The sequence below is a fragment of the Massilibacillus massiliensis genome (genome assembly GCF_900086705.1).
GTDB lineage: Bacteria > Bacillota > Negativicutes > FLKF01 > FLKF01 > Massilibacillus > Massilibacillus massiliensis.
The window spans coordinates 2283169-2302946 of sequence record NZ_LT575483.1 but is presented as its reverse complement, the minus strand read 5'-3'; the positions used below and the strand labels follow the sequence as shown (position 1 = coordinate 2302946).

Genomic DNA, 19778 nt, shown 5'->3' with positions numbered 1-19778 from the left:
TTCGCTCCTTTCGTTCTGTTCTTTATCTTGATTTAAGTATATCATTTCAAATTATGAATGTCAACACTTTTTTCAAAATAATTTAAACAAAAATAAAACTGCTACTAAGCACGCTTTTACGCACTCAATAGCAGTTTTATCTAAATATTAAAAGGTGTCATTAAATCCAAACCAACAGCACACAGACTAGCATATTGATTAGCTTCTCTAACGTACATAAAGCAAGTAGTCTGTCCAATCCCAACGCTCATAGATATCTCTCTATAATCCTCTCCCTTTCGATATTTTCTTGTAATCACATCATATGTAACCTTGCCCGTCTTCTTATTGCAAAAATACTCATATGTATAATCGACGACCTGCAGCCACTTCTCTGGCTCCATGATTTTCATTTGTTCCTGCTTTGTAATGTTTATGATAACCGCCCTGATTGGCGTTATCGTCTTTATAGCGACGTTTGCAGTCGGATCGCTTACGAATGCATGTCCACTCGAATTACCACCGCTCTTACAGCTCGCAGGATCATTCTTGGCTTCATGCACTGCTCGTTTAATCTTGTCGTATTGGTAAAATATTTTTTCGATATATTTGGCATTGTATTTAAGCAATTACCTCACCCCATCAAATTAATAAAAATGCGGATAGGACGGTCAATAAGCCGTCCTTTTTAATTAAAAATTTGTCGCTATTGTTGTAGTCTTTTTACCAAGCATCATGCTACTGTGATACTCTCTGTAAATCTCCATCCACGCATCAAATGGCATTATCACAAGCCACTCGCAATTGTTACGTCGGTGGAATACAGCAGGTAGATTACCTTCTTTCGCATCACTTTTCGCTTGTGCAACTGCATCGTATAAGCTCAATTTCTCGGTGCGTTTGCTCTCTACGTGAATATTAGGCAATCCAATCACATCTGCAGATTCTCCACCCCGACCGCAAAATTGTTGTGTGCGGTGTGCATCTTTGAAACCGTGATCGCGAAAAAGTCTAGCAAGTTCTTGTTCGCCCCGTTTACCTTTATCTCTTTGGCTCTTGCCCATTACCTCACCCCTCAATTACCTTAAAATGGTATTTCTTCGTCCGGGAATACTTCGCTACCCATATCATCAGCCGGACTAGGCTCACTTACCTTTTTACTACCCATAAACTCAATATTCTGTGCAATAACTTCCGTCACATAACGTTTTTGTCCGTCTTGCGTTTCATAACTGCGAATTTGTATACGCCCTTCAACCAAGATTTGACTGCCTTTGCTTAGATTGTTCCCGCAAATCTCGGCTAGTTTTTCCCAAGCTACGATGGGTATAAAATCAGCTGTATTCTGCCCGTTACCAGCGTAACGGCTAACTGCAAGACTGAATGTAGCATTTGCTTTTCCACTTTGCGTATAACGTACTTCTGGATCACGTGCTAGGCGACCGACTAGGATTACTTTATTCATGCTTGTCCCTCCACCAACTCTGGATTTTCGTAAATATTACCGATAATTTCTACTTCCCCCAATTCTCCTATATCTCGTAAACTGTAGTAAATACCATTCGAAATACCCATAACTTTAGAATTAGGTTTCTTTATATATCCGTAAAGCCAATTCAACGGTGCTTGTTCTGATTTACATATCTCTGCATAATAATTATCACCCGGATATTCTGTAAACGCTACAATATCACCCTCGTAAATATCCTTACCGTGCTTGTCCTTTAATCCTGTGTGTTGCCCTACTGTTTTTGGATTAACAGGATAAACGGCGTTCTCGTCGTTGAGGTCCATAATGCATATTTGACCAAACATTTTTACTAGATATCCATATACCCACTCACCATTATCTAGTCGTTTACCCCTGAACTTTATCTCACGCATGTTGTTTCCTCCCTACGCACTGATTAATTAGCTTTTGATGATTCTTTGATAATGTTCTAAAATTTGCAAGCAATATCCGCTGTTCTTCTTCCAATCGCTCTATGTACTCTATCAACTCTTTGATGTGCTGTTCCGCTCCGATACGCCCTATTTCGTCAATAGATGTGTCTTTCAGTTTTTCTATGTCAGGTCTTTGCATGTTACCACGCTCCTATTCATTCCAACGCCTGCTGAATATTTCATTAGTACTTTCATTGCAGGTAATATTACTGCAATAATAGTCTTCATGATTAAAATATGGGCAATCACAGCAATCAATAATTGTGTTAAAATTTGTGTGCTCTGCAAACTCTTCATCACTACACCCACACAGCGCACCGATAAACATATCGTATTTAGTTCTAGTCATATAGTCTTTATCTGCAAAATAGGCAGCTATTGTTTTCTGATATATGTCTACTGCTTCTTCGCGTGTCTGCGGTATTACATAGTTCATTTATTTTCACCTGCCAATGCGTGTTTCCAACAGTCCTTACATGTGCTAGCTTTACTTTCTCTATAGCAAAGCAGTACATCTACTAGATTTGCTGAATTAGGACAAACATCTGTTGTTGATAAATAATTAATCAACTTTTCTACCTTTTCATCACTGTATTTCATTGTTGGTCTGTCTCTGAAATTTTTCAATTCTTTTAAGTATGATAGGATTTCTTTTAGTGCTTTTTGTGATAGCGTTGTTTGTTCTAAATCTGTCCGTGCTTCGAGACTTGCAATTCCATATTCTAGTTCATGATCTCTTATCATCGTTTCTCACCTTCTAACGCTTTAATCCAGCACTCCGCACATTCATCAAAACTGTCTTTTTTGCAAAATCCAATATCAAAACTATCTTTAATAAACAAGTTAGGGCATTTGTGTTCAATTAGATAAAGCCACATATTCGGGCATTTATCTTTAATCAATCGCAATTCTTCTTTTATTTTCACACTGACCGCCTCCCTACAAACGTATTCATGATTTGCTCTTTGACTTCGCTAGGAAAATTATCATGTCTAGGTATCCTAAAACTGTTTTTGTCTGGCACATATACGTTCTTTTTCCAGATCTCCGTGTTGCTAGCTTTTGCTCTACATACAGTACATTCATAATTAGATGTGTAGACATAGCAACTATTTTTATAGTCATAATGTATTTTAGCGTTACTGTGCTTAACGTACGGAGAACCGCAGCAGGAACACGATGTACAACATATCTGCACTTCTTTTTTTGTTAAATAGTAATAACAGGTTTTAACCTTTTCCCAAAACGACATTTGATTGTCCATCTACTCACCCCAATCAATTTTTCTCAAACATCGCAATTGCACTATAAAGATGAAGCACAGCCATCTGTGCACTACTGCTCTTGTCGTAAATGCCGTCCAATAATTTAGCTTCAATTTCTACATTGTCTATAAAATCGTCTATTTTATCTTGCTTTTTCACCGCATCTACCGCTATCGTCAATGCATCTATAACGACTTGATATTTATCTATGAGGTATTTATAGCGATTTGATTTTGCAAAGTCTTGATCATATTTTTGATGATTTAATTCGCGTTGTAGCCATTCTAGTGCGCCTTTGTTATCCATTTTGATCACTCACTTTAAATAATTTCTTTCCACAATTGTCACAATAAGCATATTTGCTAATTAGCTTTGTAGAAGTTCCGTCATACACATCGAAGTTGTCTACTTCTTCTCCATCAAATCTTTCTTTATAGTATACAACCCCACTTATACGCGCTTTTGTATAATACTTGTCATGCCCACAGTGCGGGCATTCTGTCATTTTACTATCCATGCTTTTACCTCTCAATCTTTTTATTTTTTTATCTATACATTCATGCTTTTCGCCTACGCGGTACAAGTTTCCGCACTTGTCACATCTGTAGCAGCACATTGAGCGTTGTCTACTAATTTCCCTTTACCTCGCTTTTTCTTTAAATAAAAGTGTTTGTGTCAAACGAAAAAACATTTATACCATTTCTCTTCCAAAAACTTATGCTTACGCTTTTATATATCCCTTCCCTAGCAAAAACATTATCTTTATCTATACGGGATAATAAAAGATATCCTAGTCCAAGTCGTCTATATTTTTCTTTGATATAACACGATAAAAATTTCATTTTTTCATTAACAATGTTCTCAATGTCTTTGCTTAAAAATCTTGTTTCATCAAATGATTTATAATAAACATCATCTACAATACAAACTCCGGTATAGCCAAATTTTCGGTGAACAAGAAAAATAATCTCATAATCTCGATTGATATCTTCTTCAATAATTTCTTTTGACAGATTGTAATTATAAGAATTCTCATTTTCATACAGCTTTTCTGTTAAGATGATTTTTGCGGCTTCGGTTAATCCAGCACCTTTATACTTAACAAAATATTTTTCAGCGTTCTGCATCTTTTACCTCGCTTTTTCTTGTATTCCACTTCTTCACAGTATCCGATTTATCTTCAAAACCTCTAAAGCTAACACACGCACCACACTCGCATAAGATATAGCTAATTCCATATGCTTTGTTTTCATCTATTTTTACTTGCCCTAAACAAAACGGACACGGTTTTAATCTACTCACGTTATCACCCTACTTTCTTCGCATACGCTGTTAAAATAAAGCAGCTTCTTTTTCGTAATTAAGCATCTTATCGGTAGCATCACGATAAAAATTCTTATCAACTTCAAATCCGTAACAATTGCGACCAAGTTCTCCGCACGCTCTTAATGTTGTTCCGCTACCAGCTACAGGGTCTATAACCGTATCGCCTTCATCTGTAAAGATCTCAATGAGTTGCTTTAATAAACTAACAGGCTTTTGAGTTGGATGTATTTTAGGATAAATCTTCGAATTATCTCTTTTCCAGTCAAACCAATTGAAAATCATTTTACCTTTTGTCGTATCGGTTTTACCGTTATTAAATTTCGGCAACTTATCGCGATATAGTACAACTGCATGCTCTGTAGCTCCAACGATTTTCATATTCGCTTTTAGAACTTGCGCTGAATAGTTCTTGATAAAAAATAATGGATAACTCTTACTAAATCCGTGTTTTTCTCCATACTGAATTACGAAGGGTATTTGCTGAAAGGAACAAAATACAATCATTGCTGGTGCTTTCCCTTTTTCTTTTGGCTCTTTTTTTAATAACTTGCTGCAAAAATGAAAGTATTCTGCGATATTGAAGTTATTATCAGTATTAAAGAATGATTTACCCGCTTTATCGCTCTCGCCGTTTTTATTGTCACCGCCAACATACCAGCTAGGATTAGAGCCGTAAGCGTTATTTCCTAGATTATACGGAATATCTGCTATTACTAATTGTGCCTTTGCTGGAATGCCATACGATTTATAATTTTGAAAATTGTCATTGAATAATTTTATTTTAGTCACCGTTATCACCCCTTTACCCCTAACCTATTTCCGATCTCATATATTACGTTTACTGTTACGCTGTTACCGGCTTGCTTGTATAGCTGACTATCGCTAATTCCTGCTTCTTTCGCTCTGTGATAATGTTCATCGGGAAACCCTTGCAGCCTAAAACACTCAAGCGGTATCAATTTTCGTATTCTCGCATTATTAAGCAAATAATTGTTCTCATGATAGCTATGTGATGACACGGTCGGTGCTGTGTCATGTATACCGCCTTTGTTGTTTCCTCGCGGTCTTTGCAATATTGCTACTCCGTGTCTGTCTTGACCGGTCAATGTAAGCATTGGTTCGCCCGGGTTTTTAAATCGTCTGCCGTTTTGTCTTTTTTCTAACCGGTCCGGGGTTAATACCGGCACAACCATTACTTTAGGCTGGTGCCCTCCGCCCTGTGCGGTATCTAGGCAAGTGGAAATTCCATTTATGTTTAAAACATCATTTCTTGATCTAAACTTTCCATCTAATTTTCCAATGATCTTAATAGCTTTTCCGTTTGTTCCTCCGATAGGAAATACTTTTCTGGTACTTGCTCCTCTAAGATGTCCGACAATGAACACTCTTTCGCGGTTTTGTGGCACTCCGAAATTTTTAGAGTTACACACCTGCCATTCCGCATCATACCCGATGTCATCCAAGGCTCTAAGGATGGTCTCGAACGTATCCCCCCCATTGTGATTAAGGAGTCCTCCGACATTTTCAAGGAATAAATATTTAGGTCCGAGTATAGATGCGAAGCGCATAATTTCAAAGAAGAGAGTTCCTCTAGTATCTTCGAATCCTTTTCGTTTGCCAGCAATTGAAAAAGCCTGGCATGGAAATCCTCCGCAGATAATGTCTGTATTTCCGATTCTTCGAACATCGTCATCTGTAACGCTTCTGATATCATGTCTTTCCCACTCCCCTTCTGTATTGAAATTTGCTTTATATGTTTTTCGTGCATATTTGTCTATTTCGCAGAAACCGATGCATTTATGACCTGCTCTTTCCATGCCAAGCCTAAAACCGCCAATTCCTGCGAACAAGTCAATAAAATTCATACCCTCACCCCCTATATTTCCCGACATCAGGGAAATGGTTTACCACTTCTTTTTATCCTTGCCGCGCTTATTAAACACGACAATTTTTTTATCTTTACTTTTCGTCTGCTCTATCAGAGCTTTTTCTAATTTTCTGTTGTAAACCGCTTCTGTTACGTTGCTCCAGTAGCAGGCATCTACATGCATTATTAATGCCCCAACTTCTTTTTCGTACCGTTTAACACGTATGATTCTTGTGATTGTCAGATATCTGTAGCCTACGTCTGTCTGATATTCACTTTCTGTTTCTTCGCCTTTATTGGGTATGCGATCGTCTGGCGGTATGTATATTGCTATCGCATTGCGATATTTCTTCTCTCCACGTGGGTCTTCACGATAGCCTAGACAACCCTCACCTTGTCGGTATCTTACCCTATCACCGTCGCAAGTACCGCCGTGGCTACGCCATCTTTCGCATGTATCGCATTCGGTCATGTCCTCACCCCTAATGCTCTATCAAAATAATCCTTAAGTTGTTGATTGCTTGTACTTTTGACATTGCTGGCACCAGCCTTTCAACAAGGATACCCTTCATGCAACTCATCTGGTCTATCCCTGTATGTGTAAAAACTTTGTTGATACATTTCGCATTCTTCGTTATTGCATTTGTAAATATCTCCGTACACCTTTCCATCTTGATGTGATGCAACACGACCAAAATAATCATCATATATTAATTCACAGCTACAATATGGACATTCCATCATTTACCCCTCACTTTCTCCGCATAAATTCGCTCTAAAGTCCGCTCAATCTTCGCCTGCTTGATTTTTTCGAGCTTACCTAACCTATCTATCCCACTCAAGTATTTGACTTGCTCTAGGACGATTTAAAAGAACCTCTTTAATATTTTCTATTTACGCTATCTGTAAAATTAAATCCATTTGGATATCGTTTTTTCAACTTCTCAACGTTACCAATCAAAACGTCTTCGAGCTTCATTCCCATCAACTCGCAGCACAATGCAATATACCAGCATATATCTCCAAGTTCTTTTATTAATTGATCTTTGTCTAAATCATGACCTTGATGCAGGTGTTTTTTTATTAAATCTGCAACTTCTCCACTCTCACCAGCTAATCCTAAGCCGACATTTGACAAGTCATAACATTTTTCACTAGCTGTCCTCATGGCTAATTTTTGATATTCTTCTGTATCCATCACGCTATCCCCAACCTTTTCCGCAATTTATCCGCCTTGCGCCTGTTTTTGAATGTGTCCGGCCGGCTCATAATCCTACGAAGTTTACTGCAATCGTTAACTTGCTTGTGATTGAGATCGTAGGCTGTGTATCGTTGTTTCATCAAAACGCCACCAACCTTTTACCTCGTGCAAATTTTTCATTTATTTTCATAAACCGATCAAATTTTCCAAAAGAATTAATTCCTCTTGGGATATAAACGCCAACATGCAATAGAATACCTCTCGTGATACGTAAATCATTAACCCAGCTCATATCATCGTTTAAATAATCATCAATGAAATTTTTAATATTTTTCGATAACTCATTCCATGGATCTGCAGGTCTAGCAATTTTAAAATTTTTCTCGAACTGTCTTTTAGTAAAAATACGCTTTTCATCCCAAGGAAACGTTACTATGTACTCATTTTTTAATTCTTCAACTTCAAGACATAGTTCATATCGTTTCATCAGCTTACACCGCCTTTCTTTGCGATTCTCCCCTCAACGTAATTACTTTTGATGTGCTTTTTAGCCTGTCGTATATACGCCCAGAATAGGTTCCTTTCAACTCTTCTGTGTTTAGATTTGTTGTAACGATAATCGGTCTTTGTCTGTTGTATCGGTCAGTAATTATCGAATCTACTTTTGAAGTAATCCAGCTTTGATCTGTGTTTTCACCGCCAAGGTCATCGAGTACAAGTATCGGTGTTGTCCGTATTCTGATTTCGTATCGCGCCCACTCTTCCTTATTTAACTTTTGCATAGTGAACAGGTTATCAATCAAACTGCACATTGGCACGAACATTCCAAACTTTCCACGATCAAGCTGATAACGAAGCACCGCAATTGCAAGCGTAGTTTTAAGGGTCCCTACGCCACCTTTCATAAGGATGCCAATTCCTTGCTCTATGTTGTTGTCTAGATCGTTGGCATAATCACAAACTTGCTGATAAATGTCATTGTATCCGTCCGGAAGTCCATGTTTATGTATTGATTCAAGCGTAATGTTTTGAAACCGCTTGTATATTCCACAACGCTCTAATTCATCTACGGTTACTCTATTAGAGTCCATCCGGCTCATTATTCCAGTCAGTTTCCCTTTTTGAGCCTGCTCTTGTGCCTGTTTTACCCTTTCTATCGCGGCCATTATCGCCGTGTTTGCCGATGTTACTGTTTTCAAAGACATCACTTCCTAACACATATTCTAAAAACGGCTTATCCGGGCCTAAAAACGTCGATGCATTTTTTATATATCGTTCATCCGTGCCTTCGTTCACTTTTGCATAATTTTTAGCCGCTGCTATCATTTCTTCTGCTAAATGCTTTTCCTTAATCCTCGTTCTCCAACACCTATACGCTCTAGCCTTATCTTTCTTTTTTGGATACTGATTCCAAAAATTTAGGAACTCTGTCGGATAATCAGCGCCTTTTGATTTTCCAGTTTCAGCATCCTCATTTGGGATTATTTGATCATTTTGCGCACATATATTATTTAAATTATTACATTGTTTAGTTATTACATTATTGATAGGTGTTAGCTCTTTGTTAGCTCTTTGTTGGTCGTTTGTTAGCTCTTTGTTACCTTCTTTGTTAGGTGTATCATTTTCTACTTGATAAGTCCGCCAATTTACTATAGTTATAAGCCTTCCTTGCTTTGTTGATTCGTTTGTTAAAAAATCGAGTTTTTCAAAACGCTTTAGAGCAGTCCTAACATTCTGTGTTGTTATCCCACTTCCGCAACGAGTCACAATACTATCTAAACTTGTAACAAATTGACCTGGAATAACTTTGAATTTTTTACAATTCCACTCCCAATCATTTTCTTTGTGGCTCGCCATCATGAGGAGTGTGATAAGTATTGTTTTTTGCTCGACTGTCGATTTCAACCAGATCGGCTTATCTAGTAAACAGCGGTGAAGCAATATAAATCCATTCATCCTCTCACCACATTAAATTTTCTTTGCGAGGGCAGTTTGGTTGCTGCCCTATTTAACTGATTCGTCTAAAATTTCATCGTCTGTTTTCTCTGCTGCGTTGCTCATAATTTCGCCAGTTTCAGTATCAACAGTTTGTCCATCAACATCTATCGTGTCTGGGTAATCGATCGTTTCATTGCCATTATCATCAACATTGATCATCGCTCCATCTGCTTGCAGAGCTTCTGCCATACCTGTCTGCATATCGATACTTAATACCCCATATTTGCTAAGCAAAAGTTTTAATACTGTTTTGATTGCCATAGCGTGAAAATCAGTTGACCATAAACTGTTTTTACTGTTGTAATTTTTACTGTATTTAGATCCATGTTTTTTTACTTCATCGAGTGTCATATATAAATATTTTTCAAATCCATTAACTAATTTGAAATAAGCTAAATAACCAATAACCTTATCGCTTGTTCTTTCCCCTTCTTCAAACTCGCCAGTAAAACGATTGATACGACCTATTTCTCCCTCGTATACTTCACAAGCATTAATTGTTTTGTACTGCCCAGTACGCATTGCAAGCTGTATAAATCCTTTGTACCCCATCTGAAATTGAGCATTTATAACACCTGCTTTGTTATCGCGATAAGGCACAATGTAAGCAAATCCAAGGTTTGGTTCGATTGGTAGGTTTAAAACAGCTGCTTTCATCCCTGCCGACATTACTGTCATTGGATTAGCTCCTTTTAGCATCGAATTGCTATTTGCAATGCTAATTAAACTACTAATAAATCCGTTTGCACGTTTACCTAATACCTGTTCAAATTTTTGCTTTATATTAACGCTTTGCATTATATTTGTTAGATTAGCAGGAGTTCCGTTTTCCTTCGCACTAACTTTATTATTTACTTTTTCTAATAATGCTGAATTGTTTCTAACGCTTGCCATTTTTTAAAATCCCCCTAAAATTTATTTGATTGAAAAACGTCTACTTGGTACTCCGTCGTTAGTATACTGTTTACATAAATCCGGATACGCCTTGCCGAATGTTTTACTATCAAAAGTTGATCTTCCTTTTGTTGTTTTCCAATTAACCAAACGTCCTGCTATAGTGCCAGATTCGTTTTCACCGAGCATATTTTGTAGTGTGTTTTGCGCTTCAGTTTTTCGTTCTTTAGCCGCTCGTTCTTCGAAGTCGGCTTGCTCATATTGTTTAATATAAATATCTGCTGTATCCGGCAATTCAATAGAGTTACCATTTCCTTCTGGGAATAATTTTTTTAGTGCTGCCGTACATGCTTCAGTTCCGTTAACGGATGGCATAGTTTTATTTTCAACGTGTTTCCAAAACTCTGCGGCACGTTCAAATATAATTTTTATCATTTCTTCATCACGTTCAACTAATTTATATTTAAATTTCTGTCCTCCGATAAGAACCGCTATATACCAAGATTTATATCCAGTAACAGCCATATAATGCTGACATTGTAAATAATAACTGTCTGGTAATTTATCGTCTTCCCATTCGGAGTTATTGTATGCCGATGTGGTTTTACACTCCAACCCTACATCTTGCCCAACGATCAATCGATCAACATTTGCAAGCATATAAGGTATTTCGGGGTGTTGTAGTATCGCATTGCAACGTCTAACTTTTATCGGATTTCCTTCTTCTGCTGTTCTAATTTCAAATTCTTTTGCAACTAATTCTTCGAGCATGTTTCCCCAGTAAGCGGCTTCTGATTGTTCACCATCTTCTGATTGATCAGTCTTGTCCATCCAAATATCAATAGCGGATTTCCAGTTGTTTATCCCAAGAATTGCACCAATATCGCTACCACCAATTCCTAGTTTACGGGCCTTTAACCAATCTTCACGACTTAGATCTCTTGTGTCAATTAAGCGTATCGCTTCCATCACTCATCATCCTCGCTTTCATTCTCTATAAAGTAATCCGGTGCGTTATCTGATTGATATGGATATGGTGCTGTGTACCAAGGTTGCTGCGTTATGTCGGGAGTGTCATTCATTTTCGGATACCTCCACGAATTCATTGTCTACAAGCATGTACCAAACATTTTCCTTTAAATTTTCACCATCAATTTTGGCGGCTTTAATATTTTTTATTACATATGCGTTATTATTATCGCTCCATTCACGTTCAACAAGCACAATTGCACTTCCTAAATTTGCTTTAGCTTTACACTCGACACCTAGTCCACAAGCTACAGAATGTTTTCCTTCTACACTTGCCGCTGACTGATCTCCTGTATTAGTAGCCGCTGACCGATCTCCTGTATTAGTAGCCGCTGACTGATATCCTGTATTAGTAGCCGCTGACTGATCTCCTGTATTAGTAGCCGCTGACCGATATCCTGTATTAGTAGCCGCTGACTGATCTCCTGTATTAGTAGCCGCTGACTGATCTCCTGTATTAGTAGCCGCTGACTGATCTCCTGTATTAGTAGCCGCTGACTGATCTCCTGTATTAGTAGCCGCTGACTGATATCCTGTATTAGTAGCCGCTGACTGATCTCCTGTATTAGTAGCCGCTGACCGATCTCCTGTATTAGACTTTTTATCATCACCCCAATTAACTCTATCTAAAATAAACTTAACTCCTGCCGAAATTAGTCCGGGTAATTTTATTTCCGCGCCTATGCTAATTTTCGAACAAGATAATTTACTATCACCACCATCTTTGTCAAGATCACCGTTGCATTCGACTTCACAAAAGCGGCTGCTTGCAGGTTCGTAGTAATTAAATACGTCAAGCGGACTTTCGCAAGCATGAAAGCCAGAGTTGCAAGCCTTTACCTCGCCTTTATGCTCGTACTCTTTGCCTACTTCATATTGGAAACCACGACATTTTAAATCTTTATCAAAACCTTTGTATGCTTTAATGGTTGTTGGTTTTGAATCAACATAATCAGCTGAACCATACCCACATTTCGCACATACCATTGCACCGTTTTCTTTGAAAAATTCATGTTCACATTTATTCATCTAACACACTCTCCTATCGTTATTAGTTTTGCTCCGAATTGGGACCGTAATTGAGCTTCTAAAATCTCTTTGTCTACACGAGTTACTTTTATTTGAGTCGGTTTTATTGATCGTTCCGGGAAAACTTCTTCTACAGCCATCCCAAGACCAGTTGCAATACGTTTTTGAAGTGATATACCTGCCGTACGAGTACCTTTTTCGATCATGGTATAAGTTAAGTACAAAATCCCTGCGTGAGCTGCAAATTCTTTCGCTGTTACAAATCCTGCTTGAATTCGCATTTCTCTAAGCGTTAAGTAAGAATCATTTTTACTGCGAATTAATCCAAACCAATTTGCCGGAACCCTTGATGTACTAACCATTTTATTCATCACCTTTCGTTTATTAAAAAATCTTAATACATACCCAAATAACGAATCCCCAAAATACAGCTAGTCCAATTACAATTAATCTCCAAACAGTTGCTCTATCCAATCTACTCACCTCACTAGCCATTCGACTACGTAGCAACCAAGTCCGAGTAACGCTACTACAGCCAAACGGTCCATAAATGCATCAATGTTTATCATTTAATGCACCTGCCGTATACAGAGCAAAATTGCTTTCCTTTTGAGAATTTCACGTAAATCTTTATTTTTCATCAGTTTGCAATATCCGTAACGCATTGATATTACCTCGCTTTCGTGTTATAATTTATTAACTTAAAATTTTCTAAGTCCGCTATCTTGATTGCAGTCGAGATAGCATTTTTTATTTGCCAAATTGGTCATCGGGGCCATTGGTGCTAATAGAATCGAAAAACTTGCTGCTATGAGACTTTTAACTTTATCCATGCATTCATTCCAGACTCTTTGTTCGTGCTTGTCCACTCGATTATCACGACCGATTGACGATATGCTATACTCATTTTTACTTGTGTCTTCTAGCTCGACTCTTAAATCCAAGATACTAGATGACAAGTTGCTGACTTTAATTTCTGGCAAGTATCGTTTACCTATCTCGTTATTGATCTTTAAGTGTTGATACGCTAGGTATGGCACGTTGTAAACGCTTGCCATATCGACAACCACGTCATCATGTGGAATTGTTTCACCCCCTTCGTAGGCTCGTATTGACCTCACACTTATATTTAATAGCTCTGCCGCCTTTTCTTGCGTATAACCTGCACCCATTCTGGCAGTTTGATATATTGTTTTACCTAATCTCGACATGTTACTTCGTCCTTTTCTGCGTTATAATTTATATGAGGTTAATTACCTCACCCTATTTTTTAGCCTGTCTTTTGTAGATAGGCTTTCTTTTTATCATCTAAGTTCATTAGAGTAGTTTGATTACGCTTTGCCCATTCAATAACTTCGCTTGTAATAAACCTCTTATCCGAGCCAACAAAGAAAAACGGTATAGGATCATCAATTGCTAATAATTTATAAAGCATTGACCGTGAAACCTTAATGAATCTCATTAATTCTTCTGTAACCATAATCATTGGAACTTCTTGTTGTTTTTGAAGTTCTTGCATTACAATTACTTTTTCTCCACACTCGGGGCAAAATTTCACATTATCCTCAATTTCTTTTTTGCAAAAAGTACATTGCATCTTTATCACCACCTACGCTACATATCGAATCGTCATTTCTTTGACAATATTGGTGTAGATTTCTTTTAGCCGCGGATCGCTTTCGATTACGTCAAGTTTATTAGCTTTTGCAATTCTGGTTTTCGTTTCGCCGTTGTCTTGCAGACGTTTCTTCAAGTTGCGAAGCCGTGAGTTCAAATCGCATTTCCCTCTTTCTTCAAGGAGTTTATAAGATTCTGACCGTAATTCTTGATGATCAATCCCAACATGTCTAGCAATCTTTCTTAACATTTTATTGATTTCATCACGCCAGTTGTCGTCTCGCTTAATGATTGTGTCTTTAACGAGTGTTAGTCTTCGCTCGACGGTTTCAGTTCTCTCTTGCATTTCGAGCAGATCAATTTGCGTTTTAGCTACGCTCTGATACAAGAGATTAAACATCTGCATCTCTGGTGATAGTTTTGCTATGTTAACTGATTCGGATTGCTGCTTATAACGTTTTTCAACTTCGATAAAGTAGTTGCGTGCTTGTTCTCCGCGAGATGATTTGGAAATCATGCAGAGCTTTTTAGCAAAGTCGATCGATAACCAATAATCCTTACTCGGTCTACCGCCTTGAGGGTTTTCGCCTTTTATGGCTAAAACTCCATAATCCTTGTTTCCTTCTGCAAATTCATTGTCTTCGATATTTGTTTTTGACCATCTCGTATAATGAGTAATGTCTAATCCTAGGAACTCATATAATTCTCTTGCCGTCGTTTTTCCGGATTCATCAATTTTTATCAATTGATTCATGATATACCCCTTTCTATGTTTGATTTTGTACTTTGAAAATTAAAAGGTAATTGTTTCCTCCTGTCGAATTTGGTAATTTGAAGGGAGGTGATAATTATGATAAAAGTTAAAACATTAGAATGCTTTGATAAGTTTGTTGAAATAGCTAAAGCGAACGGTGTTCTTTACCAAGTTATAGGCTCCGAACGTGATGAATCTTCTTCGGTTGAAGTATTCACAGAAGATAAACCAAAACCAGTCAAATTTAAATTAAATTATGTTTTATTCTGTAGCCTTTTCAACGTCTATCTTGAAAAGTCGGTAAAGATTAACGAAAAAACATCATTGTTAGAAAAAGTTAAAAAATATGATGTTGAAAAATTTAATCAAATTACTTTTAAAAACGAAACAATCGAATGTGAGTAACCTTTATCGAATAGCTAATTGGCGTTAGCTATTCGATTTCATTTAGAAATTTCACGGCTTCAATTCTTTCCATACTGCCTTCACTGCTACAAACAAGGTTAAACATTGCTTGCTCTAAAATGAATTTACTTGGATTTTCTTTGTATTTTTTTAATCCTAATAAAGTTTCTTCTCTTCTTGATTTTCCGACCATTTTCTCACCTCCTACGCCTTTTTAGTTAATTATGAAAGGATTGATTTTATGTCTGATATAAAACTAACCCCAGAAAAACGAAGAATGTTAGAAGCGGAAATCCTAGATCCTACTGGAATCAAACGATATCTTGATCGCAAAGAACAGGAAAATAAATCAAAAGAAAAACGAAATTATTATCTTCTTATTCTTGGAACATTTTTTTCTGGAATCGCTGCTGTGGTCACTGTTTACCAAGCGCTAATGACACGTTAATTACGGTCATTGATACGCTGATAATTATGAAAATAACTCCGATCAGGGTTATTTCAGCTTCTGATAATTCTCCGAAAAGCTTTTTTGCTATCTTTTTAAACATTAAGTCCTCCTATGCTGTAGTTTTGATTTCATTCTTAGAATCTAAGACTATATTTTCAAAAAAATATTTAGGATTAACCCCAAGTCCTAAAACACAAACATTTTCAAATTCATCAACAGTTAATTTCCTTCGTTCGTGAAATATTGCATTAAAAGTTTTTGGGTTAAATCCAGCTTTTAACGCGACATGATTTTGTTTTATTCCTTTGTCATCCATATACTGCTTTATACGTTGATATACTTTCATATACGCCCCATCCTTTCTTAGTTTTTAAGAACCTTATGTGTATATATTACATCTTAGAAATTAAGAAGTCAATAGTTTTTTCTAAGTTTTTAAGATAATATTTCTTTAAAACAAAGAATACGTGTAGAATATTCTTAAGAGGTGATTTAATGAGGTCTATTGTTGCCGATCGATTAAAAATGGCTAGAATAAAAAAAGGATTAACCCAAACTGAAGTGTACAGATTAACCGGAATAAACAATAAAACTTTGTCTGGTTACGAGAATCAAGTTAGTGAACCGGATTTGGAAACATTAAAAGTTTTAAGTAACTTATATGGAGTAAAAACAGACTATTTGCTTGGGGTAGAAACAATTACCACAAATCATCCAAATAAGGAATTCGCAAAAATATTAACTGATAACCAAATCGAAAAGTTAGAAGTAACTAAAGATATTTCAATTGAAGAATTAAAAAAAATAGTAGAGTTTTACCACACAATAAAAATAAATAAGGAATAGCAAGGTATTAAACCTCACTATTCCCCTTATCTTTATATTTGTTTTTATTTATGTAAGTTATTTTATTTTTATCTTTTATCCTTAGAACGAATTCTAATTCTTTCGGAAAATCACAAATCAACACAACATCACTATTGGAATCAACAACTACATACTTATCCATATATCACAACTCCAATTATTCGTTATTTTGTTAATCGCGATTAACTTAATTCCATTATACATATACTAAACTTATCTTACAATAAATCGCATTTCATTACAAAAAGCGACAATTTATTACAAAGAGGTTTGATGTATGATAGATAAGGATGAGTTAATCAAAAAATATAAAAATAGTGACGACTACTGGGCTGTAAAGTATTTAACTAAAATAGTTCTGTATGATGTTGATCTCGAAACAGGTTATGTATTTGGTGCTACCATTCCGCACCATGGAGAAAAGATTTATTTTGTAAGGCATCTTGATATAGATGATCGCGGATATCTTTATTTTCCTTTGCATCAAAATAGACACTATCAAGATGAATTTGAATGGCTGCGCACCCCTCCTACTCCGCCGGATGGATATGCGTAAATTACAAGCCTACTATAAAGTAGGTTGTTTTTATTTTAATGTGTATTCGACAAAATTCGATATTATAGGACATATGAACTAGAGTATTATTAAAGTAGAATATTTACAAGTAAAACAACAAGCTCTATTAGCTGATTATATATACTAAAATAAGAATAAGGGTGTGGTATTAATGAAATGCACAAAGTGTAATAATGAAATATCCAACGATTCTTCTTTTTGTCCTAAATGTGGAGTAAAAATAGAATCGCAGCCTCAGGCATCAAAAAATAAGTTGATAAAAGAAATACGTTGTAAAAAATGTGGTATAACTATACCTGCGACAGCAACTAAATGTCCTTTTTGTGGTGAAAAAATAAAACTTTCGCCTGGTTGTATTCCTTTAATTATTTTCTTTTTAATAATTGGTTTTATTTTTCATTCGTGTTTTCTAGATGCTAATCCAAATCAACAGGCAACTTCCAATAAACCAGCACAAATCGTGACTAAGGTACAAAATGGTTCTAATGTTTCGGTTGAGCAGGCGCAAAGAATTGTTGATATATTGAAACAATGCGGAATAACGGAAATAAATGAGATTCAACATGATGAAGCACTTGATAATTTTGAAAATGCTAGCGAGAAAGCATATAGATTAACCATACAAAGTAATATCAAGAATGTTATGTTGTATATTGGGCCAGCTGGATCAGTTTATAATATCCGATATGCGGATAAATATCTTTATCAAAACAACGCTGTATTATTGAGTATGAATGATTTTATTTTAACGAATGATGAAAAAGCTAGCTTAACTGTTACAAGTAAAGATTTAGTAAAAAAGGCTTTAAAATCTCCTAAGTCAGCTGACTTCCCTTGGCCAGATGAATGGTATTGGGCTAAAGAACCAGGCAAAATAACTGTACAATCTCACGTTGATGCTCAAAATTCATTTGGGGCAGAAATTAGAGCAGAATTTGAGATCATATATGATACAAAATCAAAAAAGGTTACATCTTTTATCTTTGAAGGAAAGAAATTAATATAAAATCAACCTAATACATACAAAACTCCAAGCATTGAGTTTATAATATAATATATGAATTAAATTTACCGTCTTCTGCTTTGGGAGACGGTAAAATGTAATATCTCTAGTTAGGAGCAACAGAAATGACTACTGTAAGAATCGAACAGCGATCAAAAAAATCTTTAACATTAATAATTGATCACGGTATTGATAAGGTAACTAAAAAGAGGAAAGCGGACTATATTGCTCTTGATACATTAGATTGGGACGAAGCTGAAATAGAGCGTTTAAAAGTATTAACAAAACTCGCTGCAGGTAATTATGTAAAATCAAATAAATCAACACTTAGTGAATATATTGACTATTGGTTTAAAACTCCTACTGCCAAGGGCCTTGGATCGAAAACGATAGAAGGATATAAACAATGTGCTGAATCAAGAATAAAACCGTGGATCGGTCACATACGGCTTATTAAATTAACTAGAGATGATTTATATAAATTTTGTGAAAGAATAATTGACGAAGGTAATTTATCTAATAAAAAAACAAAAGATAAAATTGGTATAGCTACTGTAGAAAAGAATTATCGATTTATACGCAGAATCTTAAACCACGCAGTTTTTGAAGATGGAATTTTAGAAAACAATGTAGCATTGAGGATGAAATTGCCGGAAATAAAATTGGATAATCAACCTAAAAAAAAGGAAAAAGTCAAAGTTCTTTCTACTGATGAAGTTATAAAATTAGAAAATGATCTAAAAGAAAATGAAAATGAAAACTTAGTAACGGTAGCGCTTAGGACAGGTATGCGCAGAGAAGAATTGTTAGCACTTAGAGATGATGATATAGATGCAGAAAATCATACTGCTGAAATCGATGAAGCTCTCATTTATACTAAAGAAAATGGTTTTGAATTCAAAGAAACAAAAAATAAAAAAAACAGAATAATTGAAATAACCGATATTGTCCTTTCAGCTATAAGAAATCAACAATTAATAAATAAAGCTAACAAACTTCGTTTAGGAGAAAAATATATTGACACTGGATTAATTTTTTGTAATGCTGATGGGACAAACCTACACCCAGACAGAATAAGCGAGTGGTTCCCGAAATTCTGCGTAAAAAGAAAAATAAGCAGATTAACATTTCATTGTTTAAGGCACACCCACGCAAGCCACCTATTAGCGGCTGGTGAAGATATTAGTTATGTATCTAAACGTCTTGGACATAGCAGCATAGAAGTTACATATAAATTGTACTTTCATTTTATTCCAAGAGAAAAACGTGAAGCACTTCAAAAGCTAGATAAAAGATTTTCAATCTGATTTAATGTTTTACTGCATGCATTTCTGCATGCAAACAATAAATACATAAAAATACATACATGTACATTGGATAGATATTCAATACTAAAAACAAATACAAAATAACGTAAAAACAGTTAACAATTCTTTCGTAATGAGTAGGTCGTAGGTTCGAATCCTATTATCAGCTCCATAGAGAATTCAAGGCTTCCGAGGTTTTCCTCAGAAGCCTTTTTTGTGCCTAAAAAAGCAAAATCCCCTTTTTAGTCCCCTATCGAAAGAGCTT

The 19778-nt window shown here is 36.0% G+C and carries 35 protein-coding genes; 6 read left to right on the top strand and 29 right to left on the bottom strand.

Annotated elements, in window-relative coordinates:
* Positions 1 to 140 precede the first annotated feature (140 nt).
* The 26 genes from BN6559_RS11085 to BN6559_RS10960 all read right to left on the bottom strand — a co-directional run bounded on the left by BN6559_RS11085 (position 141) and on the right by BN6559_RS10960 (position 14903).
* On the bottom strand, positions 141 to 608 hold the full coding sequence (locus tag BN6559_RS11085; RefSeq protein WP_110954768.1) for a hypothetical protein: 468 nt from the start codon (positions 606 to 608) through the stop codon (positions 141 to 143).
* A 63-nt stretch (positions 609 to 671) separates the two neighbouring features.
* A complete protein-coding gene (locus tag BN6559_RS11080; RefSeq protein WP_110954767.1) occupies positions 672 to 1043 on the bottom strand; it encodes a hypothetical protein in 372 nt (123 codons plus the stop codon).
* Positions 1044 to 1063: 20 nt separating this feature from the next.
* A complete protein-coding gene (locus tag BN6559_RS11075) occupies positions 1064 to 1444 on the bottom strand; it encodes a single-stranded DNA-binding protein (protein WP_110954766.1) in 381 nt (126 codons plus the stop codon).
* Positions 1441 to 1863 (bottom strand): YopX family protein, encoded by a 423-nt coding sequence (locus BN6559_RS11070; protein WP_110954765.1) that lies wholly within the window; start codon positions 1861 to 1863, stop codon positions 1441 to 1443. Before BN6559_RS11070 ends, BN6559_RS11075 begins: the two co-directional genes overlap by 4 nt.
* Positions 1856 to 2062 (bottom strand): hypothetical protein, encoded by a 207-nt coding sequence (locus tag BN6559_RS11065; protein WP_110954764.1) that lies wholly within the window; start codon positions 2060 to 2062, stop codon positions 1856 to 1858. Before BN6559_RS11065 ends, BN6559_RS11070 begins: the two co-directional genes overlap by 8 nt.
* Positions 2063 to 2074: 12 nt before the next feature.
* Positions 2075 to 2359 carry a hypothetical protein gene (locus tag BN6559_RS11060; protein WP_110954763.1) on the bottom strand — a complete coding sequence of 95 codons (285 nt, stop codon included), beginning with the start codon at positions 2357 to 2359 and terminating at the stop codon, positions 2075 to 2077.
* Positions 2356 to 2667, bottom strand: coding sequence for a hypothetical protein (locus BN6559_RS11055; RefSeq protein WP_110954762.1), 312 nt, complete (start codon positions 2665 to 2667; stop codon positions 2356 to 2358). Before BN6559_RS11055 ends, BN6559_RS11060 begins: the two co-directional genes overlap by 4 nt.
* A complete protein-coding gene (locus BN6559_RS11050; protein WP_110954761.1) occupies positions 2664 to 2849 on the bottom strand; it encodes a hypothetical protein in 186 nt (61 codons plus the stop codon). Before BN6559_RS11050 ends, BN6559_RS11055 begins: the two co-directional genes overlap by 4 nt.
* Before the next feature lie 351 nt (positions 2850 to 3200).
* Positions 3201 to 3494, bottom strand: a complete 294-nt coding sequence (locus tag BN6559_RS11045; protein ID WP_110954760.1) for a hypothetical protein — start codon at positions 3492 to 3494, stop codon at positions 3201 to 3203.
* The gene (locus BN6559_RS11040) at positions 3487 to 3705 is read right to left on the bottom strand and encodes a hypothetical protein (RefSeq protein ID WP_110954759.1); all 219 of its coding nucleotides are present in this window, start codon (positions 3703 to 3705) and stop codon (positions 3487 to 3489) included. Before BN6559_RS11040 ends, BN6559_RS11045 begins: the two co-directional genes overlap by 8 nt.
* 139 nt (positions 3706 to 3844) lie before the next feature.
* The gene (locus BN6559_RS11035) at positions 3845 to 4315 is read right to left on the bottom strand and encodes a hypothetical protein (RefSeq protein ID WP_110954758.1); all 471 of its coding nucleotides are present in this window, start codon (positions 4313 to 4315) and stop codon (positions 3845 to 3847) included.
* Positions 4302 to 4490: a Lar family restriction alleviation protein gene (locus BN6559_RS11030; protein WP_110954757.1), complete on the bottom strand. Its 189-nt coding sequence runs from the start codon at positions 4488 to 4490 to the stop codon at positions 4302 to 4304. The genes BN6559_RS11035 and BN6559_RS11030 overlap by 14 nt, the downstream gene beginning before the upstream one ends.
* 30 nt (positions 4491 to 4520) lie before the next feature.
* Positions 4521 to 5303 (bottom strand): DNA-methyltransferase, encoded by a 783-nt coding sequence (locus tag BN6559_RS11025; protein ID WP_234407833.1) that lies wholly within the window; start codon positions 5301 to 5303, stop codon positions 4521 to 4523.
* A 5-nt stretch (positions 5304 to 5308) separates the two neighbouring features.
* On the bottom strand, positions 5309 to 6379 hold the full coding sequence (locus BN6559_RS11020; protein ID WP_110954756.1) for a DNA cytosine methyltransferase: 1071 nt from the start codon (positions 6377 to 6379) through the stop codon (positions 5309 to 5311).
* Positions 6380 to 6418: 39 nt separating this feature from the next.
* Positions 6419 to 6853, bottom strand: a complete 435-nt coding sequence (locus BN6559_RS11015) for a hypothetical protein (protein ID WP_110954755.1) — start codon at positions 6851 to 6853, stop codon at positions 6419 to 6421.
* A gap of 408 nt (positions 6854 to 7261) precedes the next feature.
* Entirely contained in the window at positions 7262 to 7579 is a 318-nt protein-coding gene (locus BN6559_RS11005) for a nucleoside triphosphate pyrophosphohydrolase family protein (RefSeq protein ID WP_110954753.1), read from the bottom strand.
* 142 nt (positions 7580 to 7721) lie between these two features.
* Positions 7722 to 8069 (bottom strand): hypothetical protein, encoded by a 348-nt coding sequence (locus BN6559_RS11000; RefSeq protein WP_110954752.1) that lies wholly within the window; start codon positions 8067 to 8069, stop codon positions 7722 to 7724.
* Positions 8070 to 8073: 4 nt separating this feature from the next.
* Positions 8074 to 8673 (bottom strand): ATP-binding protein, encoded by a 600-nt coding sequence (locus BN6559_RS10995; protein WP_199883936.1) that lies wholly within the window; start codon positions 8671 to 8673, stop codon positions 8074 to 8076.
* Entirely contained in the window at positions 8663 to 9538 is an 876-nt protein-coding gene (locus BN6559_RS19275) for a hypothetical protein (protein ID WP_199883935.1), read from the bottom strand. The genes BN6559_RS10995 and BN6559_RS19275 overlap by 11 nt, the downstream gene beginning before the upstream one ends.
* Positions 9539 to 9586: 48 nt before the next feature.
* A complete protein-coding gene (locus BN6559_RS10990) occupies positions 9587 to 10474 on the bottom strand; it encodes a recombinase RecT (protein WP_110954750.1) in 888 nt (295 codons plus the stop codon).
* A 21-nt stretch (positions 10475 to 10495) separates the two neighbouring features.
* A complete protein-coding gene (locus BN6559_RS10985) occupies positions 10496 to 11443 on the bottom strand; it encodes a YqaJ viral recombinase family nuclease (protein ID WP_110954749.1) in 948 nt (315 codons plus the stop codon).
* 105 nt (positions 11444 to 11548) lie between these two features.
* Positions 11549 to 12532 carry a DUF7666 domain-containing protein gene (locus BN6559_RS10980; RefSeq protein ID WP_199883934.1) on the bottom strand — a complete coding sequence of 328 codons (984 nt, stop codon included), beginning with the start codon at positions 12530 to 12532 and terminating at the stop codon, positions 11549 to 11551.
* Entirely contained in the window at positions 12529 to 12894 is a 366-nt protein-coding gene (locus tag BN6559_RS10975; protein ID WP_110954748.1) for a helix-turn-helix transcriptional regulator, read from the bottom strand. The genes BN6559_RS10980 and BN6559_RS10975 overlap by 4 nt, the downstream gene beginning before the upstream one ends.
* 339 nt (positions 12895 to 13233) lie before the next feature.
* Complete coding sequence (locus tag BN6559_RS10970) at positions 13234 to 13743, bottom strand: helix-turn-helix domain-containing protein (protein WP_110954747.1); 510 nt, start codon at positions 13741 to 13743, stop codon at positions 13234 to 13236.
* 59 nt (positions 13744 to 13802) lie between these two features.
* Positions 13803 to 14129, bottom strand: coding sequence for a zinc-ribbon domain-containing protein (locus BN6559_RS10965; protein ID WP_110954746.1), 327 nt, complete (start codon positions 14127 to 14129; stop codon positions 13803 to 13805).
* Positions 14130 to 14141: 12 nt separating this feature from the next.
* Complete coding sequence (locus tag BN6559_RS10960) at positions 14142 to 14903, bottom strand: antA/AntB antirepressor family protein (protein ID WP_110954745.1); 762 nt, start codon at positions 14901 to 14903, stop codon at positions 14142 to 14144.
* A gap of 96 nt (positions 14904 to 14999) precedes the next feature.
* Between BN6559_RS10960 and BN6559_RS10955 the strand changes: the two genes are divergently transcribed.
* Entirely contained in the window at positions 15000 to 15308 is a 309-nt protein-coding gene (locus BN6559_RS10955) for a hypothetical protein (RefSeq protein ID WP_110954744.1), read from the top strand.
* A 28-nt stretch (positions 15309 to 15336) separates the two neighbouring features.
* Here BN6559_RS10955 and BN6559_RS19270 read toward each other — a convergent pair whose 3' ends face one another.
* Positions 15337 to 15501 carry a hypothetical protein gene (locus BN6559_RS19270; protein ID WP_199883933.1) on the bottom strand — a complete coding sequence of 55 codons (165 nt, stop codon included), beginning with the start codon at positions 15499 to 15501 and terminating at the stop codon, positions 15337 to 15339.
* Between the two features lie 48 nt (positions 15502 to 15549).
* Here BN6559_RS19270 and BN6559_RS10950 point away from each other — a divergent pair, with 48 nt between their 5' ends.
* On the top strand, positions 15550 to 15756 hold the full coding sequence (locus BN6559_RS10950) for a hypothetical protein (RefSeq protein WP_110954743.1): 207 nt from the start codon (positions 15550 to 15552) through the stop codon (positions 15754 to 15756).
* 112 nt (positions 15757 to 15868) lie between these two features.
* Here BN6559_RS10950 and BN6559_RS10945 read toward each other — a convergent pair whose 3' ends face one another.
* Positions 15869 to 16105, bottom strand: a complete 237-nt coding sequence (locus BN6559_RS10945) for a helix-turn-helix domain-containing protein (protein WP_110954742.1) — start codon at positions 16103 to 16105, stop codon at positions 15869 to 15871.
* Between the two features lie 149 nt (positions 16106 to 16254).
* On the opposite strand from BN6559_RS10945, the gene BN6559_RS10940 reads away from it, so the two are divergent.
* Positions 16255 to 16605 carry a helix-turn-helix domain-containing protein gene (locus BN6559_RS10940; protein ID WP_110954741.1) on the top strand — a complete coding sequence of 117 codons (351 nt, stop codon included), beginning with the start codon at positions 16255 to 16257 and terminating at the stop codon, positions 16603 to 16605.
* Positions 16606 to 16612: 7 nt separating this feature from the next.
* Here BN6559_RS10940 and BN6559_RS19265 read toward each other — a convergent pair whose 3' ends face one another.
* On the bottom strand, positions 16613 to 16768 hold the full coding sequence (locus BN6559_RS19265; RefSeq protein ID WP_199883932.1) for a hypothetical protein: 156 nt from the start codon (positions 16766 to 16768) through the stop codon (positions 16613 to 16615).
* A gap of 135 nt (positions 16769 to 16903) precedes the next feature.
* Between BN6559_RS19265 and BN6559_RS10935 the strand changes: the two genes are divergently transcribed.
* The 3 genes from BN6559_RS10935 to BN6559_RS10925 all read left to right on the top strand — a co-directional run bounded on the left by BN6559_RS10935 (position 16904) and on the right by BN6559_RS10925 (position 19513).
* Entirely contained in the window at positions 16904 to 17182 is a 279-nt protein-coding gene (locus BN6559_RS10935; RefSeq protein ID WP_110954740.1) for a hypothetical protein, read from the top strand.
* Between the two features lie 172 nt (positions 17183 to 17354).
* A complete protein-coding gene (locus tag BN6559_RS10930; RefSeq protein WP_110954739.1) occupies positions 17355 to 18209 on the top strand; it encodes a zinc ribbon domain-containing protein in 855 nt (284 codons plus the stop codon).
* Between the two features lie 122 nt (positions 18210 to 18331).
* Entirely contained in the window at positions 18332 to 19513 is a 1182-nt protein-coding gene (locus tag BN6559_RS10925) for a site-specific integrase (protein WP_110954738.1), read from the top strand.
* Positions 19514 to 19778 lie beyond the last annotated feature (265 nt).

Excerpts from the sequence above, each read along its gene's own strand:
- BN6559_RS11080 (WP_110954767.1), bottom strand. The coding sequence starts at position 1,043 with ATGGGCAAGAGCCAAAGAGATAAAGGTAAACGGGGCGAACAAGAACTT.
- BN6559_RS11075 (WP_110954766.1), bottom strand. The coding sequence starts at position 1,444 with ATGAATAAAGTAATCCTAGTCGGTCGCCTAGCACGTGATCCAGAAGTA.
- BN6559_RS11070 (WP_110954765.1), bottom strand. The coding sequence starts at position 1,863 with ATGCGTGAGATAAAGTTCAGGGGTAAACGACTAGATAATGGTGAGTGG.
- BN6559_RS11065 (WP_110954764.1), bottom strand. The coding sequence starts at position 2,062 with ATGCAAAGACCTGACATAGAAAAACTGAAAGACACATCTATTGACGAA.
- BN6559_RS11060 (WP_110954763.1), bottom strand. The coding sequence starts at position 2,359 with ATGAACTATGTAATACCGCAGACACGCGAAGAAGCAGTAGACATATAT.
- BN6559_RS11055 (WP_110954762.1), bottom strand. The coding sequence starts at position 2,667 with ATGATAAGAGATCATGAACTAGAATATGGAATTGCAAGTCTCGAAGCA.
- BN6559_RS11045 (WP_110954760.1), bottom strand. The coding sequence starts at position 3,494 with ATGGATAACAAAGGCGCACTAGAATGGCTACAACGCGAATTAAATCAT.
- BN6559_RS11040 (WP_110954759.1), bottom strand. The coding sequence starts at position 3,705 with ATGGATAGTAAAATGACAGAATGCCCGCACTGTGGGCATGACAAGTAT.
- BN6559_RS11035 (WP_110954758.1), bottom strand. The coding sequence starts at position 4,315 with ATGCAGAACGCTGAAAAATATTTTGTTAAGTATAAAGGTGCTGGATTA.
- BN6559_RS11020 (WP_110954756.1), bottom strand. The coding sequence starts at position 6,379 with ATGAATTTTATTGACTTGTTCGCAGGAATTGGCGGTTTTAGGCTTGGC.
- BN6559_RS11015 (WP_110954755.1), bottom strand. The coding sequence starts at position 6,853 with ATGACCGAATGCGATACATGCGAAAGATGGCGTAGCCACGGCGGTACT.
- BN6559_RS11005 (WP_110954753.1), bottom strand. The coding sequence starts at position 7,579 with ATGGATACAGAAGAATATCAAAAATTAGCCATGAGGACAGCTAGTGAA.
- BN6559_RS11000 (WP_110954752.1), bottom strand. The coding sequence starts at position 8,069 with ATGAAACGATATGAACTATGTCTTGAAGTTGAAGAATTAAAAAATGAG.
- BN6559_RS10995 (WP_199883936.1), bottom strand. The coding sequence starts at position 8,673 with ATGGACTCTAATAGAGTAACCGTAGATGAATTAGAGCGTTGTGGAATA.
- BN6559_RS19275 (WP_199883935.1), bottom strand. The coding sequence starts at position 9,538 with ATGAATGGATTTATATTGCTTCACCGCTGTTTACTAGATAAGCCGATC.
- BN6559_RS10990 (WP_110954750.1), bottom strand. The coding sequence starts at position 10,474 with ATGGCAAGCGTTAGAAACAATTCAGCATTATTAGAAAAAGTAAATAAT.
- BN6559_RS10985 (WP_110954749.1), bottom strand. The coding sequence starts at position 11,443 with ATGGAAGCGATACGCTTAATTGACACAAGAGATCTAAGTCGTGAAGAT.
- BN6559_RS10980 (WP_199883934.1), bottom strand. The coding sequence starts at position 12,532 with ATGAATAAATGTGAACATGAATTTTTCAAAGAAAACGGTGCAATGGTA.
- BN6559_RS10975 (WP_110954748.1), bottom strand. The coding sequence starts at position 12,894 with ATGGTTAGTACATCAAGGGTTCCGGCAAATTGGTTTGGATTAATTCGC.
- BN6559_RS10970 (WP_110954747.1), bottom strand. The coding sequence starts at position 13,743 with ATGTCGAGATTAGGTAAAACAATATATCAAACTGCCAGAATGGGTGCA.
- BN6559_RS10965 (WP_110954746.1), bottom strand. The coding sequence starts at position 14,129 with ATGCAATGTACTTTTTGCAAAAAAGAAATTGAGGATAATGTGAAATTT.
- BN6559_RS10960 (WP_110954745.1), bottom strand. The coding sequence starts at position 14,903 with ATGAATCAATTGATAAAAATTGATGAATCCGGAAAAACGACGGCAAGA.
- BN6559_RS10955 (WP_110954744.1), top strand. The coding sequence starts at position 15,000 with ATGATAAAAGTTAAAACATTAGAATGCTTTGATAAGTTTGTTGAAATA.
- BN6559_RS19270 (WP_199883933.1), bottom strand. The coding sequence starts at position 15,501 with ATGGTCGGAAAATCAAGAAGAGAAGAAACTTTATTAGGATTAAAAAAA.
- BN6559_RS10950 (WP_110954743.1), top strand. The coding sequence starts at position 15,550 with ATGTCTGATATAAAACTAACCCCAGAAAAACGAAGAATGTTAGAAGCG.
- BN6559_RS10945 (WP_110954742.1), bottom strand. The coding sequence starts at position 16,105 with ATGAAAGTATATCAACGTATAAAGCAGTATATGGATGACAAAGGAATA.
- BN6559_RS10940 (WP_110954741.1), top strand. The coding sequence starts at position 16,255 with ATGAGGTCTATTGTTGCCGATCGATTAAAAATGGCTAGAATAAAAAAA.
- BN6559_RS19265 (WP_199883932.1), bottom strand. The coding sequence starts at position 16,768 with ATGGATAAGTATGTAGTTGTTGATTCCAATAGTGATGTTGTGTTGATT.
- BN6559_RS10935 (WP_110954740.1), top strand. The coding sequence starts at position 16,904 with ATGATAGATAAGGATGAGTTAATCAAAAAATATAAAAATAGTGACGAC.
- BN6559_RS10930 (WP_110954739.1), top strand. The coding sequence starts at position 17,355 with ATGAAATGCACAAAGTGTAATAATGAAATATCCAACGATTCTTCTTTT.
- BN6559_RS10925 (WP_110954738.1), top strand. The coding sequence starts at position 18,332 with ATGACTACTGTAAGAATCGAACAGCGATCAAAAAAATCTTTAACATTA.